This is a genomic window from Comamonadaceae bacterium OTU4NAUVB1, from assembly GCA_024372625.1.
In the GTDB taxonomy this organism is placed as follows: Bacteria; Pseudomonadota; Gammaproteobacteria; order Burkholderiales; family Burkholderiaceae_C; genus Variovorax.
This window is the reverse complement of sequence record CP099605.1, coordinates 2,607,364-2,621,532: the sequence shown is the minus strand read 5'-3', so window position 1 is coordinate 2,621,532 and position 14,169 is coordinate 2,607,364. Positions and strand designations below refer to the sequence as shown.

The window sequence follows — 14,169 nt, the reverse complement described above, 5'->3', positions numbered from 1 at the left end:
GTCTCAGGCTCCTGTGTCTTCGGCACGAAAGGGATGCGTCGCTCGCCAGTGCCGCGCGATGTCCACGCGCCGGCACACCCACACGTCCGCATGGGCGGCGACGTGGTCGAGGAAGCGCTGCAGCGCCGCGATGCGCCCGGGCCGGCCGAGCAGGCGGCAGTGCATGCCCACGCTCATCATCTTGGGGCGGTCGTCGCCCGCGGGGTCGCCCTCGGCGTAGAGGGCGTCGAAGGTGTCCTTCAGGTACTGGAAGAACGGGTCGGCGTGCGAGTAGCCCTGGGGCAGCGCGAAGCGCATGTCGTTGCAGTCGAGCGTGTAGGGCACGATGAGTTGCGGCACCACCTCGCCGTCGCTCTTCGCGACCCGCATCCAGAAGGGCAGGTCGTCGCCGTAGTAGTCGCTGTCGTATTCGAAGCCGCCGTAGTCGGCCACCAGGCGGCGCGTGCGCGGGCTGTCGCGGCCGGTGTACCAGCCGAGCGCGCGCGCTCCGGTGAGCCGCTCGATGGCGGCCATGCCCAGCGCCATGTGCTCGCGCTCGGTCGCCTCGTCGATGGCCTGGTAGTGGATCCAGCGCCAGCCGTGGCAGGCGATCTCGTGGCCGAGCGCGACGAAGGCGGCGGTGAGCTCGGGGTGGCGCTCCAGCGCCATGCCCACGCCGAACACCGTCAGCGGCAGGCCGCGCTTCTCGAACTCGCGCAGCAGGCGCCAGACGCCGGCGCGCGAGCCGTACTCGTAGATGCCCTCCATGCTGATGTGGCGTTCCGGGTAGCTCGCCGGGTTGAACATCTCCGACAGGAACTGCTCCGAGCCCGCGTCGCCGTGCAGCACGCTGTTCTCGCCGCCTTCCTCGTAGTTCAGCACGAACTGCACCGCGATGCGGGCGCCGCCGGGCCAGCGCGCGTGCGGCGGGTTGCGGCCGTAGCCGACCAGGTCGCGGGGATAGGGGAGCGTCGAGTCGTAGACGGTCATGGCGGGCGGGGCGGTGAGGGCGGTGAGGACGGGGGTGGAAGGCCGACGGGGCCGGGTCAGGTCAGGGCCAGCGCCACGTCGTGCGTGGGCACCTTGCGGTCGAAGGTCAGGCTCGCCTCGACGTGGTCGAGGTGCTCGCTCATGAGGCGCACGGCCAGGTCCTCGTCCCGGGCGGCGAGGGCGCGCACGATGTCGGCGTGTTCGTCGTTGGAGTGCGCGGCGGCGCTCGGGCTCTGGTACATGAGCGTGATGAGGGCGCAGCGCGAGATCAGCTCGCCCAGCATCTGGGCCAGCACCCGGTTGCCGATGAGTTCGGCCATGCGCACGTGGAAGTCGCCCAGCAGCTCGGTGCGGCCGGTGGCGTCGCCGGCGGTCACGGCCGCGCGTTCGGCGGCGACGTGCTCGCGCAGCGCCTTCAGGCGCGCCGGGGTCACGCCGCGCACGAAGCTGCGCGTCATCTCGACCTCCAGCATGCGGCGCACCGCGAACACTTCGCGCGCCTCGTCCACCGACGGCGACGCGACGAAGGCGCCGCGCGCGGGTTCGAGCCGGATCAGCCGGTTCTGCGAGAGCTGGAACAGGGCCTGCCGCACCAGCGTGCGGGAGACGCCGAAGTGGTCGGCCAGCTTCTGCTCGGCGAGCTTGCTGCCCGGATGCAGCCGGTGCTCGACGATGGCCCGGGTCAGGGCGTCGACGATGGCGGCGGTGGTGGAGGACTCCATGACATCCATGATAGGCGGCAACCGGGAATGTGTATACACTTTTGTCCACCGGAATTACCAGGAGCTTTCCATGGGCCTCAGCACCCACGTCCTCGACACGATGCACGGCGCGCCCGCCGCGGGCATGTCGGTCGCGTTGTTCACCACGCAGGGCGACGCGGCGACGCTGGTGCGGCGCTTCGTGCTCAACGCCGACGGCCGCAGCGACGGCCCGCTCTACGACAACCAGACCCTCAGGGCCGGCACCTACCGGCTGGTGTTCGACGTCGCGGCGTACTTCAAGGCGCGGGGCGTCGTGCTGCCCGAGCCCAATTTCCTCGACCGCGTGTCGCTCGACTTCGGCGTCGCGCGCACCGACGAGCACTACCACGTGCCGCTGCTGGTGAGCCCGTGGAGCTACTCGACCTACCGGGGCTCCTGAGCGTGCCTTGCAAGCTCCGCGCCCGGCGCCGTCGCTACAACTGCCCTTCGGTCAGCGTGTCGAGCTGGAAATGACCGCCCTTGTCCCACAGCCAGGTGTCCGTCCACGTCACCTTGCCGATGCGCGCCGCCGCCGGGAAGGGCGAGGCCTCCAGCACGGTGCGCTCGATCTCGGCGATGACCTCCGGCGCGTGCTTCGGCGCCCGCATCCAGTGCATCGAGAGCACCTTGCCGTTGGCGTCGAGGTTCACCTGCAGCGTGCCGACCGCGTAGAGCAGGGCGGGCAGCTTGCCGCCGTAGATGCGGGCGCGGTTGCCGTCGTAGACGTGGCGGGCGGCGTCGCGGCGGTAGTCGCGCGCGTTGGCGGCCTCGGAGGCGCGCGGCATGGGCGAGCGGCCGGGCGGGGGTTCGGGCGTGGCGTCGGTGAGCTGGCCGGGCACGGGGCGCGTGATCGGCGCCGTCGGGCTGCCGGCGCACCCGGCGAGCCACAGCGTGGCGAGGAGGACGCCGGCCAGGGCGAGGCGGCGCGGCGCGGGCGGGAGTTTCGTCATCGGCGCGGTTATACCGTGCGCCGCCCGGCCCGGAGCGCCGCATGACATCGATGCTCGACCTGCTGCTGCAGCGCCTGCGCGTCGAGGACGGCGTGCTGGTGCGCATCGACGCCACGCAGGGCTCGGTGCCGCGCGAGGCCGGCACCTGGATGGCCGTGTGGGGCGACGGCACGCTGACCGGCACCATCGGCGGGGGCCACCTCGAATTCCAGGCCGCGCGCGCCGCGCGCGACTGGCTCGGCGGCGGCCCGGCCATCGAGGGGCCAAGGCGCCACGCGCTCGGCCCGGCACTGGGCCAGTGCTGCGGCGGCGTCGTGGTGCTGTCGTATCAGCGGGTCGGCGCGGCCGACGCGCCGGCGCTGCGCGACGCGTTCACCCGGCGCCTGGAGCCGGTCGCGCTGTTCGGCGGCGGCCACGTCGGCGCCGCGCTGGCCCGGCTGCTGGCCACCCTGCCGTTCGCGGTGCGCTGGATCGACAGCCGCGAGGGCGTCTTCGCCCCCGCGCTGCCGGCGCGCATCGCCACCGAGCATTCCGAGCCCGTGCAGGACGCCGTCGCCGACCTGGTGCCGGGTTCGCGCGTGCTGGTCATGAGCTTCAGCCACGCCGAGGACCTCGACATCGTCGTGGCCTGCCTGAAGCGCCTGCGAACGCGCGACGACCTGCCCTACGTCGGCCTGATCGGCAGCCGGACGAAATGGGCCACCTTCCGCCACCGCCTGGCCGCGCGCGGCTTCACCGAGGCCGAGATGGACCGCGTCACCTGCCCGATCGGCATCCCCGGCATCGCCGGCAAGGAGCCCGAGGTGATCGCCGTGGCGGTGGCGGCACAGTTGTTGCAGTCGCTCGGCCCGCGCGGCTGAGGAGTTTCCCGGAGACCGCCCACACCCACCGACCCCCTTGTTTACACTCCCGACCCCACGCCGCAGCGGAGCGAGGCCATCAGAGCCTGCGTTCGCGGCCTTCTTTCTGCTTACAGCGCCCGCAGTGGTGAGCAGGCACCGACCGTCCGGCGCAGTCACGCGCCGGCCAGGCTGAAAGAGAAAGAAAGAGCCATGGAAAGCTATTACCTCGACTGGGCCAACCTGCTGCTGCGCTGGGTCCACGTCATCACCGCCATCGCCTGGATCGGCGCCTCGTTCTACTTCGTGATGCTGGACAACAGCCTGGAGAAGCCGCAGGACGCCGAATCGCTCGACAAGGGCGTGGGCGGCGAGCAGTGGGCCGTGCACGGCGGCGGCTTCTACAACATGCAGAAGTACGCGCTGGCGCCGAAGAAGCTGCCCGACCACCTGCACTGGTCGTACTGGGAGAGCTACTCGACCTGGATCACCGGCTTCTCGCTGTTCACCATGTCCTACCTGTGGAACGCGAGCACCTACCTGATCGACAAGTCGAAGATGGACTGGCAGCCCGGCGCGGCCATCTCGGTGGCGCTGGCCTTCTTCGTCGTCTTCTGGATCGTCTACGACGGCATCTGCCAGGTCTTCGGGCGCCGCAAGAACGGCGACACCATCGTGGGCGTGCTGATCGCGATCTTCATCGCCTTCGCGACGTGGCTGGCCTGCCAGTGGTTCGCCGGCCGCGCCGCGTTCCTGCTGGTGGGCGCGATGATGGCCACGACCATGAGCGCCAACGTGTTCTTCTGGATCATTCCCGGCCAGCGCGAGAACGTGGGCCTGCTGCGGGAGGGCAAGCCGGTCAATCCGGTGCACGGCCAGCGCGGCAAGCAGCGCAGCGTCCACAACACCTACTTCACGCTGCCGGTGCTCTTCGCCATGCTGAGCAACCACTACAGCTTCACCTACACGCACAAGCACAACTGGGTGGTGCTGCTGCTGATCATGCTCGGCGGCGCGGCCATCCGGCAGTTCTTCGTGGTGCGCCATCGTTTCAAGCTGGGCAACGCGGGCAATCCGCTGCCCTACGCGATGGTCGGCGTCGCGGTGCTGGGCCTGACCATCGTCTGGATGCGGCCCGAGCCGGTCGCCGCGCCGGCGCCGGGCGCGGCGGTGCAGCAGGTGTCCTTCGGCGAGGTGCAGAAGGTGCTGGAACAGCGCTGCTACCTGTGCCACGGCGCGGCCGTGCAGATGAAGAACGTGCGCCTGGACACGCCCGACCAGGTCGCGCTGCACGCCCAGGCGGTCTACCAGCAGGCGGTGGTGACGAAGATCATGCCGATGAACAACGCCACCGGCATCACCGACGCGGAGCGCGCGCTGATCGGCAAGTGGTTCCTGGCCGGCGCGAAGACGCAGTAGCCGCCGCCGCGGGCAGGCCCGGCGGCACAGAAGTTGCGTGAGGGTGAGCACCTCTTTACAGTGCCCCATCGCTTCTCGCCCCGGGGGTGCCGATCATGGAACTGAACTACTCGACGCGTGCCGCCGGCACCGCGCACCGCTTCGCCTACTGGAGCGATGTGGTGTGCAGTCATTTCATTCCCGCCGCGAGCACGGTGCCGTGCCGCGACGACTTCGACGCCCGCCTGGAGGTGCGCCCGCTCGGCAGCCTGACCCTGGCGCGGATGTCCTCGCCCGCGCACGCCTGGGAGCGCACCCCGTACCACCTGCGCACCGGCCCGAATGACGACTTCATGCTCAGCCTCGTGGTGGAAGGCCACGGCCGCCTGTCGCAGGGCGGTCGCCAGATGGTGCAGCGCCCGGGCGACATCGCCCTCTACGACGCGGCGCGCCCCTTCACCTACGACCTGCAGCCCGACGCGTTCCTGATGCTGCGCATCCCGCGCCGGCGGCTGCTCGCGCTGGTGCCAGAGGCCGAGCGGTTGACGGCCGTGCCCCTGAGCGAAGGCTCTCCGGTGGCGACGCTGCTGGCGGGCGTGATGCGCGAGGCGGCGGTCATGGAGTTCTCCGGCCACGAAGGCGCCCAGGGGCCGCTGGCCAACTCGCTGCTCGACATGCTCGCCGTGGTGCTCCAGATGCGCCAGGACGGCGCGTCGGTCCCGCGCTCGGCGCACGAGGCGCTGTTCCAGCGCGCCTGCGCCCACATCGATGCCCACCTGGACGACTGCGAGCTGGACGTCGCCCGGATCGCCGCGTCCCAGCACGTCTCCGCGCGCACGCTCACGCGCGTCTTCGCCTGCCATGGCACCACGCCGATGCAGTGGCTGTGGAAACGGCGCCTCGAAGCGAGCCATCGCGCCCTGACCGAGGGCCGCGTGCAGCAGGTGACGCAGGCCGCGTTCCAGTGCGGCTTCAGCGATCTCTCGCATTTCTGCCGGGTCTTCAAGAAGGCCTACGGCACCACGCCGCACACGCTGCTGCGCACCCATTGAGCTGAGGGCCGCGGCGGCCTGGCGCGCCCAGGCCATCGACTTGGCGATGCCAGCCAAGTCCGCACGGGCATCGTTTCCTATCGTCGCGTCATGCACGAACGACTGGAGACACCGATGGAAGACCACCCTCCCGGGACCGATGCCGCCATGGCGGCGCTGGCCGCCCATGCCGGACTGGACCTGAGTCCGGAGCGCGCCGCCGCGGCGGCGGCGATCCTGGCGGCCTGGATGCCGGCCGCCCACGAACTCAACCGCAAGATGAGCGCGCCCGCGCACCGGTCGCTGATGCCCGCGACGGTGTTCGCGCAGGTCGCGGCGCCGGGGCCCGTGGAAGAGGCGGGCGCGGCGGGCGCGGCGGCGGGTGAGGCGCGCGGCCCGTCGGCGGCGCCCGCGTCCACCGGGAGCCGGCCATGAGCGACCTGCTCGAACTCACGCTGGCGGAGGCCGCGCGCCTGGTGCGCGAACGCGCGGTCTCGCCGGTCGAACTGGTCGAGGCGGCGCTCGCGCGCATCCGGGCGCACGACGGCGTGCTGCGCTCGTTCATCACCGTCTTCGAGGAGCAGGCGCTGCAGGTCGCCCGCGCCGCCGAGATGCTCTCGGCCGCCGGCTGCGGGCTGGGCCCGCTGCACGGCGTGCCGATCGCGCTCAAGGACAACGTCGCCGTGCGCGGCACGCGCACCACCGCCGGCAGCAAGGTCCTGGCCGACTGGCATCCGGAGGCCGACGCCACGGTCGTGACGCGCCTGCGCCAGCACGGCGCGATCTTCATCGGCAAGACCAACATGCACGAGTTCGCCTGGGGCGGCACCTCGGCCAACCCGCACTACGGCGCGGTGCGCAACCCCTGGGACACCACGCGGTTCCCGGCCGGCTCCAGCGGCGGCTCGGCCGTCGCCGTGGCCGCGCGGATGTGCTTCGGCGCCGTGGGCACCGACACCGGCGGCTCGATCCGCCTGCCCTCGGCCGTCAACGGCATCGCGGGCCTGCGGCCGACCTACGGACGCGTGAGCAACCACGGCGTGGTGCCGCTGGCCTGGAGCATGGACACGGTCGGTCCGATGGCCCGCACGGTCGAGGACTGCGCCCTGATGTTCGGCGCCATGGCGGGCTTCGATCCGCGCGACGCGGGCAGTGCCCAGCACCCGTGCGACGACGTCCTGCGGCGCCTGGACGGCGGCTGCCGCCACCTGCGCATCGGCATCGTGCCGGGCTACTTCCTCGAACACCTGCAGCCGAGCGTGCTCGCGGGCCTGAAGCAGGCGCTCGCCACCTTCGTCGACCTGGGGGCCGTGCTGGTCGACGTCGACATCCGGCACATCCACGGCAACATCGCGGCGCAGCTGACCATCGAGTCGGCCGAGCCCAGCACCTACCACCAGCGCGACCTGCGCGAGCGACCGCAGGACTACGGCGACGACGTGCGCGCGCTGCTCGACGTCGGCGAGCTGCTGCCGGCGACGCACTACCTGCAGGCGCAGCGCTACCGCGCGCTGCTGCGCGGGGAGTTCCTGGCGGCCTTCGAGGACGCGGTCGACGTGTTCGTCTGTCCGACCCTGCCGTTCACCGCCACGCGCCTGGGCGAGACCACCGTCGCCATCGAGGAGGGCCGTCCCGAGGACATGCTCTCGGCCATCATGCAGTTCACCGGCGTGGCCAGCCTGACGGGCCTGCCCGCGCTCAACGTGCCCTGCGGCTTCGACGGCGAGGGCATGCCCATGGGCCTGCAGATCATCGGCCGGCCGTTCGGCGAGGCGATGCTGCTGCGCGCCGGACACGCGTTCCAGCAGGCGACCGATTTCCATCGCCGCGCGCCCGTGCTGCGCGATGGCGCGACCAGCACATCCGCTGGCGGTGCGGGACAAGCGGGAGCGCCGGCCGCTGCCTAAAGTGACTTCGACGGCCGGGCGCCCGCCCGCCACCGGCTTCCTCCTCCTCCCGGGTCCTTCCTTTCCAGCGAGTTTTCCATCCATGGCCGACACCGAACTGCACTACCTGGAACTGCTCGACGTCTCGCGACTGATCCAGTCCAGGCAACTCTCCAGCGTCGAGGCGACGCAGGCCCAGCTCGATCGCATCGACGCGCTCGACGGCCGGCTCGGCAGCTACGCCCGCGTGATGCGCGAGCAGGCCCTGGCCGACGCGCGCCGTGCCGACGCCGAGCTCGCGAGCGGTGTCCCGCGCGGTCCGCTGCACGGCGTGCCCATCGCCGTGAAGGACCTGTGCTGGACGGCGGGCGTGGTCTCGGCCGCCGGCATGACGATCCACGGCGACTTCGTGCCGACCGAGGACGCCACCGTGGTGCGCCGGCTGCGCGAGGCCGGCGCGGTGATCCTGGGCAAGCTCCAGATGACCGAGGGCGCCTACGCCGACCACCACCCGGCCATCGCCGCGCCGGTCAACCCGTGGAACGCCGCGCACTGGCCGGGCGTGTCGTCCAGCGGGTCGGGCGTGGCGACGGCGGCGGGCCTGTGCTACGGCTCGCTGGGCACCGACACCGGCGGCTCGATCCGGTTTCCCTCGGCCGCCAACGGCCTCACCGGGCTGAAGCCGACCTGGGGCCGGGTCAGCCGCCACGGCGCCTTCGAGCTCGCCGCCACGCTCGACCACATCGGCCCCATGACGCGCAGCGCCGCCGATGCCGGCGCCATGCTCGGCGCGATCGCCGGGGCCGATGCGAAGGACCCGACGGCGAGCCCGCTGCCGGTGCCCGACTACCTCGCGGGAATGCATCGCGGCCTGGACGGCCTGCGCATCGGGGTGGACGCGCGCTGGATCACCGAGGGCGTCGACGCCGAGACGCGCGCGGTGCTCGACGCCGCGATCGCCGCGGTGAAGACGCTCGGGGGCGAACTGCGCCCGGTGGCGTTCCCCGATCCGGCCCAGGTCATCGACGACTGGTTCCCGCTGTGCGGCATGGAAGTCGCCGTGGCGCACGAGGCCACCTACCCGGCGCGCAAGGACGAGTACGGCCCCGGACTGGCCGGCCTGATCGAGCTGGGCCGGGCCCAGAGCGGGCTCGCCTACCAGAAGATCGTGCTGCACCGGCTCGACTTCGCCGGCCGCGTGAAGGCGCTGTTCGAGGACGTCGACCTGCTGATCGTGCCGGCCACGGGCATCGCCTCGCCCACCATGGAGCGCATGGCCAGGATGGGCGAGGACGCCGAGCTCATCTCCGCCGTGCTGCGCTACACCTGCCCGTTCGACATGACCGGCAGTCCCACCATCACGCTGCCGGGCGGCTTCACGGCCGCGGGCATGCCGGTGGGCTTCCAGCTCGTCGGGCGGCATTTCGAGGAGGACCTTCTGGTGCGCGCGGGCTGGGCGTTCCAGCAGGTCACCGACTGGCACCGCCGGCACCCGGCGCCCTGAGCGCCCGTGGCGTCCGGCCCGTTTCCCTCCTCCCGTTCCTCCCTTCTTTTTCCTCGACCCCATTGACCGGAAGCACACCATGACACTGCGCCACACGCTCGCCCCGCTCGCCCTCGTCCTCGCGGGCCTGACCGTCGCCGCATCGGCCGCCGAGCCCCTGAAGGTCGGCCTGATGGAGGACATCTCGGGCGACCTCGCGGTCATCGGGCTGCCCAAGCTGCACGGCTCGCAGCTGGCGGTGGAGGAGATCAACAAGGCCGGCGGCGTGATGGGCCGCCCGCTGGAGCTGATCCACCTCGACCCGCAGGGCGACAACGCGCGCTACCAGGAGTTCACGCGGCGCCTGCTCAGCCGGGACAAGGTCGACGTGCTCATCGGGGGCATCACCTCGGCCTCGCGCGAGGCCGTGCGGCCGATCGTCGACCGCACCCAGACGCCGTACTTCTATACCAACCAGTACGAGGGCGGCGTGTGCGACGCCAACATGATCAGCATGGGCGCCATCCCGGAGCAGCAGTTCTCCACGCTCATCCCCTACATGGTCGAGAAGTTCGGCAAGAAGGTCTACGTGGTGGCCGCCGACTACAACTTCGGCCAGATCTCCTCGGAATGGAACCGCACCATCCTGAAGGAGCTGGGGGGCACCGTGGTGGGCGAGGAGTTCATCCCGCTGGGGGTGTCGCAGTTCGCGCAGACGATCCAGAACATCCAGCGCGCCAAGCCCGACTGGATCCTGACGATCAACGTCGGCGCCGCGCAGGACTCGTTCTTCGAGCAGGCGGCCGCGGCCAAGCTCAACCTGCCCATGGGCTCGTCGATCAAGGTGATGCTGGGCTTCGAGCACAAGCGCTTCGCGCCGCCGGCGCTCAACCGCATGCACGCGGCGGCCAACTGGTTCGAGGAGATCGACACGCCCGAGGCCGCCGACTTCAAGAAGCGCTGGCACGCCAAGTTCCCCAACGAGCCCTACATCAACGACATGGGCTACAACGCCTATGCCGCGCTCTACATGTACAAGGACCTGGTGGAGAAGGCCAAGTCCACCAAGCTGGCCGACCTGCGCAAGGTCATCGCCACCGGCCAGGCCTGCATCGACGCGCCCGAGGGCAAGGTCTGCATCGACCCCAAGAGCCAGCACACCTCCCACCGCATGCGCCTGATCTCGGTGGACGACAAGCACGCCGTGAAGGTGGTGAAGGACTACGGCACGATCCAGCCCTACTGGCTCGGCCAGATCGGCTGCGACCTGACCAAGAAGAACGACCGGAAGCAGTACACGCCGTCGGACCTGCCCAAGAAGTCCTGAACCCACCGGTAGCACCGCGTGTTCGCCGAAATCTTCTCCTTCGCCTACCAGTTCGCCGACGTCTTCGCGTTCCTGATCCTGGCGGCGGCGGGCCTGGCCATCGTCTTCGGGATGATGGGGGTCATCAACATGGCGCATGGCGAATTCATCATGTGCGGTGCCTACGTCACCGTGGGGCTGGTCCACGCGGGCCTGCCCCTGGTGCTGGCCCAGGCGCTGGGCACCCTGGCGGCGGGCGTGGTCGGGGTGGCGGTGGAATGGACCATCGTGCGCAAGCTCTACAAGCGCCCGCTCGACTCGCTGCTCGCGACCTGGGGCCTGAGCCTGATCGTCACGCAGGGGATGCTGCTGATCTTCGGCTCGTCGCTCGCGGGCATCGGCACGCCGCAGGGCAGCTTCTCGATCGGGGCCTACACGTTCTCGACCTACCGCCTCGTGCTGTTCGGCTGCGCCCTGGCGGTGCTGGCGGTCATCTACCTCGTGTTCATGCGCACCCGCTTCGGCATCCATGCGCGCGCCACCATGCAGAACGCGTCGATCGCGCAGGCCACCGGCGTGCGCGTGGGCCGCGTCTACGCGCTGAGCTTCGGCCTGGGCGCGGCGCTGGCGGGCTTCTGCGGGGCGATGTACGCGCCGACCATGACGCTGATGCCCACGATGGGCGCCGCCTTCCTCATCGAGAGCTTCGTGACGGTGGTGGTCGGCGGGGCCAACGTGCTGCTGGGCACGGCCCCGGCGGGCGTGGTGCTGGCGGTGGTGCGCACCGCGCTCAACGGCTGGGGCGGCCAGATCATCGGCCAGATCGGCATGCTCCTGGCCGTCATCGTGGTCATCCGCCTGCTGCCCGAGGGGCTGTCGGGCTGGCTGGCGCGCCGCACCCGCTGAGGCGCGCCTCGAGAGTTCCCCGCGCAACCTGGAAGTCACACCCATGCTGAAACTCATCAACGGTTCGCAGACGCTGGGCGCGACCCGCGCGTTCTGGCTGCCGTTCGTGGCGGTGGTCGCCGCCATGCTGGTCTATCCGGTCTTCGCCGATGCCTACAGCGTGGGCAACATGGCCTACCTGCTGCTGTGGGTCTTCATGGCCATGGGGCTGTGCCTGGTGTGGGGCTACGGGGGCATCCTGTCGTTCGGCCAGACGCTGTTCTTCGGCATCGGCGGCTACGGCTACGGCGTGCTGGCCATCAACCTGGGCGGCGAGTCCGCCACGACCGTGCTGGCCCTGGCGCTGGCGATCCTCGCGTCCGGGGCGGTGGCCGCCGTGCTGGGGTATTTCATGATCTGGGGGCGCATCGGCGGGGTCTTCTTCGGCATCGTCACGCTGTCCTCCACGCTGGTCCTGGCGTTCTTCCTCGGGCAGACGGCGGGACCCGAATGGCGCGTCGGCGAGGCCCGCCTGAACGGCTTCAACGGGATGAAGGACATGGCGCCGCTCAACGTCCCGTGGTTCGGCGGCGAGCCGCTCTACTTCGAGGGCGTGCCGCTCTACTACCTGGTGGTGGGCCTGCTGCTGGTGGTGTACCTGGGCCTGCGCATCCTGCTGAATTCGCGCTTCGGCCACGTGGTGGTGGCGGTGCGGGAGGACCCCCAGCGCGCCGAGCTGCTCGGCTACGACGTGCGCAAGTACCAGCTCGCGACCTTCGTCATCGGCTCCATGCTGGCCGGCCTGAGCGGGGTGCTCTACACCTCGTGGGGCCAGTTCATCACGCCGGCCAGCGTCGGCCTGCCGGCGGCGTCGATGCCGATCGTGTGGGTGGCCTTCTCCGGGCGCAGCGACCTGACGGCGACGACGGTGGGCTCCTTCCTGGTGCTGTGGACGTTCCAGGCCCTCACCGTCCACAGCCAGCAGGCCGCGCTGCTGCTGATGGGGGCGATGCTGCTGGCCACGGTGATGCTGGCGCCGCAGGGCTTCGTCATCGGGATGGTGCAGCTCGTGCGTGGCGTGTTCGCGCCCCGGCGGCGCCGCGAGGCGGCCACGGCGATGGCCGAGGAGGGGGGCTCGTGAACGCCGCCGCACCCCTGCTCAGGACCACCGGCCTGTCCAAGCGCTTCGGCGGCCACACGGCCGTCTCGGAGGTCGGCATCGACATCGCGCAGGGCGAGATCCACTGCCTGATCGGCCCCAACGGCGCGGGCAAGAGCACCCTCTTCAAGCTCGTCGTGGGCATGCACGAGCCCACGGCCGGGTGCATCGAGTTCCAGGGCCGCGACGTGACGGGCGACCGGCCGTTCCGGCGCGTCCAGCAGGGCATGAGCATCAAGATGCAGACGCCCAGCGTGTTCAGGGAACTGCCGGTGCGCCAGAACCTGCACATCGCGCTGCAGCATCACGTGCGCGGCGCCGAGCTGGCGCGCGAGGAGGACCGGCTGCTCGAACTGCTCGACCTCGCCCGCGACCAGGCCAAGCCCGCCGGCGCGCTGGCGCACGGCCAGCAGCAGTGGCTGGAGATCGGCATGGCCATCGCGCTCAGGCCCGCGCTGCTGCTGATGGACGAACCCACCGCCGGCCTCTCGCCCGAGGAGACCTTCCGCACCGGCGAACTCATCCGCGAACTCAACGCGGGCGGCATGACGGTGCTGGCGGTGGAGCACGACATGGCCTTCGTGCGCCAGATCGCGCAGCGCGTGACGGTGCTGCATTTCGGCAAGGTGTTCGCCGAGGGCTCGATCCAGGAGATCGTCGCCGATCCGCGCGTGGCCGAGATCTACCTGGGCAAGACGCAATGACCCCCGAGACCCCCTCCGCCGCCACCGCCTCGCACACTGGCGCCACCGCCACCGCCACCGCCACCGCCACCGCCACCGCCACCGCCGACGCGGCGCCCGTGCTCGAGGTCCGGGGCCTGCGCGCGGCCTACGGCGAGACGCCGATCCTGCAGGGCGTGGACCTGCGCGTCGGGCGCGGCGAGATCGTCAGCCTGATCGGGCGCAACGGCGTGGGCAAGACCACCACCCTGCGCTGCCTGATGGGCCTGCTGCGCGCGCGCGGCGGCAGCATCGCGCTGCAGGGCGGCGACATCACGACCTTGCCGAGCGACGCCCGCGCGCGCCTGGGCATCGGCTACGTGCCGCAGGGGCGCGAGGTGTTCCCGCGCATGACCGTCGCGGAGAACCTGGCCGTGGGCGAACTCGTGGGTGGCCCCAAGGGCAGAAAGCAGCCCGAGCTGGTCTACCAGTACTTCCCGCGCCTGGCCGAGCGCCGCGACCAGCTCGCCGGCACGATGTCCGGGGGCGAGCAGCAGCAGCTGGCCATCGGCCGCGCGCTGGTGGGCAACCCCGCGCTGATGCTGCTGGACGAGCCCTCCGAGGGCATCCAGCCCTCGATCGTGCAGCTCATCTGCGACGTGCTGCGCGCCATCCGCCGGGACCTGGGCACCACCATCGTGTTCGTCGAGCAGAACCTCGACACCATCCTGGACGTCGGCGAGCGCGCCTACGTCATGGAGAAGGGCCGGGTGGTCGCGCGCATCGACCCCGGCCACATGGACGCGGCCACGGTGCGCGGCCACCTGATGATCTGAACCGGCCGCCGAGGCCCCACAC

At 71.0% G+C, this 14,169-nt stretch carries 15 protein-coding genes; 12 read left to right on the top strand and 3 right to left on the bottom strand.

Annotated elements, in window-relative coordinates:
* Positions 1-3: 3 nt before the first annotated feature.
* Both puuE and NF681_15730 read right to left on the bottom strand, forming a co-directional pair.
* Positions 4-969, bottom strand: coding sequence for an allantoinase PuuE (puuE, locus tag NF681_15735; GenBank protein ID UST53739.1), 966 nt, complete (start codon positions 967-969; stop codon positions 4-6).
* Between the two features lie 56 nt (positions 970-1,025).
* Complete coding sequence (locus tag NF681_15730; protein ID UST53738.1) at positions 1,026-1,700, bottom strand: GntR family transcriptional regulator; 675 nt, start codon at positions 1,698-1,700, stop codon at positions 1,026-1,028.
* A gap of 61 nt (positions 1,701-1,761) precedes the next feature.
* Between NF681_15730 and uraH the strand changes: the two genes are divergently transcribed.
* Positions 1,762-2,112: a hydroxyisourate hydrolase gene (gene uraH, locus NF681_15725; GenBank protein UST53737.1), complete on the top strand. Its 351-nt coding sequence runs from the start codon at positions 1,762-1,764 to the stop codon at positions 2,110-2,112.
* Between the two features lie 34 nt (positions 2,113-2,146).
* On the opposite strand, the gene NF681_15720 is transcribed toward uraH, so the two are convergent.
* Positions 2,147-2,662 carry a hypothetical protein gene (locus NF681_15720; protein UST53736.1) on the bottom strand — a complete coding sequence of 172 codons (516 nt, stop codon included), beginning with the start codon at positions 2,660-2,662 and terminating at the stop codon, positions 2,147-2,149.
* A 41-nt stretch (positions 2,663-2,703) separates the two neighbouring features.
* Between NF681_15720 and xdhC the strand changes: the two genes are divergently transcribed.
* The 11 genes from xdhC (at position 2,704) to NF681_15665 (ending at position 14,147) form a co-directional block, all read left to right on the top strand.
* The gene (gene xdhC, locus NF681_15715; GenBank protein ID UST53735.1) at positions 2,704-3,522 is read left to right on the top strand and encodes a xanthine dehydrogenase accessory protein XdhC; all 819 of its coding nucleotides are present in this window, start codon (positions 2,704-2,706) and stop codon (positions 3,520-3,522) included.
* 192 nt (positions 3,523-3,714) lie between these two features.
* Positions 3,715-4,920 carry a urate hydroxylase PuuD gene (locus NF681_15710; protein ID UST53734.1) on the top strand — a complete coding sequence of 402 codons (1,206 nt, stop codon included), beginning with the start codon at positions 3,715-3,717 and terminating at the stop codon, positions 4,918-4,920.
* Positions 4,921-5,015: 95 nt separating this feature from the next.
* Positions 5,016-5,951: a helix-turn-helix domain-containing protein gene (locus NF681_15705; protein ID UST53733.1), complete on the top strand. Its 936-nt coding sequence runs from the start codon at positions 5,016-5,018 to the stop codon at positions 5,949-5,951.
* Between the two features lie 114 nt (positions 5,952-6,065).
* Positions 6,066-6,365 (top strand): hypothetical protein, encoded by a 300-nt coding sequence (locus NF681_15700; GenBank protein UST53732.1) that lies wholly within the window; start codon positions 6,066-6,068, stop codon positions 6,363-6,365.
* A complete protein-coding gene (locus NF681_15695) occupies positions 6,362-7,837 on the top strand; it encodes an aspartyl/glutamyl-tRNA amidotransferase subunit A (protein UST53731.1) in 1,476 nt (491 codons plus the stop codon). Before NF681_15700 ends, NF681_15695 begins: the two co-directional genes overlap by 4 nt.
* Before the next feature lie 82 nt (positions 7,838-7,919).
* Positions 7,920-9,320: an amidase gene (locus tag NF681_15690; protein ID UST53730.1), complete on the top strand. Its 1,401-nt coding sequence runs from the start codon at positions 7,920-7,922 to the stop codon at positions 9,318-9,320.
* Between the two features lie 79 nt (positions 9,321-9,399).
* Entirely contained in the window at positions 9,400-10,626 is a 1,227-nt protein-coding gene (locus NF681_15685) for an urea ABC transporter substrate-binding protein (protein ID UST53729.1), read from the top strand.
* 18 nt (positions 10,627-10,644) lie between these two features.
* Positions 10,645-11,511 carry a branched-chain amino acid ABC transporter permease gene (locus NF681_15680; protein UST53728.1) on the top strand — a complete coding sequence of 289 codons (867 nt, stop codon included), beginning with the start codon at positions 10,645-10,647 and terminating at the stop codon, positions 11,509-11,511.
* A gap of 43 nt (positions 11,512-11,554) precedes the next feature.
* Positions 11,555-12,631 (top strand): ABC transporter permease, encoded by a 1,077-nt coding sequence (locus NF681_15675; GenBank protein ID UST53727.1) that lies wholly within the window; start codon positions 11,555-11,557, stop codon positions 12,629-12,631.
* Positions 12,628-13,353, top strand: coding sequence for an ABC transporter ATP-binding protein (locus NF681_15670; protein ID UST53726.1), 726 nt, complete (start codon positions 12,628-12,630; stop codon positions 13,351-13,353). Before NF681_15675 ends, NF681_15670 begins: the two co-directional genes overlap by 4 nt.
* The gene (locus NF681_15665; protein ID UST53725.1) at positions 13,350-14,147 is read left to right on the top strand and encodes an ABC transporter ATP-binding protein; all 798 of its coding nucleotides are present in this window, start codon (positions 13,350-13,352) and stop codon (positions 14,145-14,147) included. The genes NF681_15670 and NF681_15665 overlap by 4 nt, the downstream gene beginning before the upstream one ends.
* The last annotated feature ends 22 nt before the right edge of the window (positions 14,148-14,169 follow it).

Bases quoted from the DNA above. Each gene is read 5' to 3' on its own strand.
- puuE (UST53739.1), bottom strand. From the start codon at position 969: ATGACCGTCTACGACTCGACGCTCCCCTATCCCCGCGACCTGGTCGGC.
- NF681_15730 (UST53738.1), bottom strand. From the start codon at position 1,700: ATGGATGTCATGGAGTCCTCCACCACCGCCGCCATCGTCGACGCCCTG.
- uraH (UST53737.1), top strand. From the start codon at position 1,762: ATGGGCCTCAGCACCCACGTCCTCGACACGATGCACGGCGCGCCCGCC.
- NF681_15720 (UST53736.1), bottom strand. From the start codon at position 2,662: ATGACGAAACTCCCGCCCGCGCCGCGCCGCCTCGCCCTGGCCGGCGTC.
- xdhC (UST53735.1), top strand. From the start codon at position 2,704: ATGACATCGATGCTCGACCTGCTGCTGCAGCGCCTGCGCGTCGAGGAC.
- NF681_15710 (UST53734.1), top strand. From the start codon at position 3,715: ATGGAAAGCTATTACCTCGACTGGGCCAACCTGCTGCTGCGCTGGGTC.
- NF681_15705 (UST53733.1), top strand. From the start codon at position 5,016: ATGGAACTGAACTACTCGACGCGTGCCGCCGGCACCGCGCACCGCTTC.
- NF681_15700 (UST53732.1), top strand. From the start codon at position 6,066: ATGGAAGACCACCCTCCCGGGACCGATGCCGCCATGGCGGCGCTGGCC.
- NF681_15695 (UST53731.1), top strand. From the start codon at position 6,362: ATGAGCGACCTGCTCGAACTCACGCTGGCGGAGGCCGCGCGCCTGGTG.
- NF681_15690 (UST53730.1), top strand. From the start codon at position 7,920: ATGGCCGACACCGAACTGCACTACCTGGAACTGCTCGACGTCTCGCGA.
- NF681_15685 (UST53729.1), top strand. From the start codon at position 9,400: ATGACACTGCGCCACACGCTCGCCCCGCTCGCCCTCGTCCTCGCGGGC.
- NF681_15675 (UST53727.1), top strand. From the start codon at position 11,555: ATGCTGAAACTCATCAACGGTTCGCAGACGCTGGGCGCGACCCGCGCG.
- NF681_15665 (UST53725.1), top strand. From the start codon at position 13,350: ATGACCCCCGAGACCCCCTCCGCCGCCACCGCCTCGCACACTGGCGCC.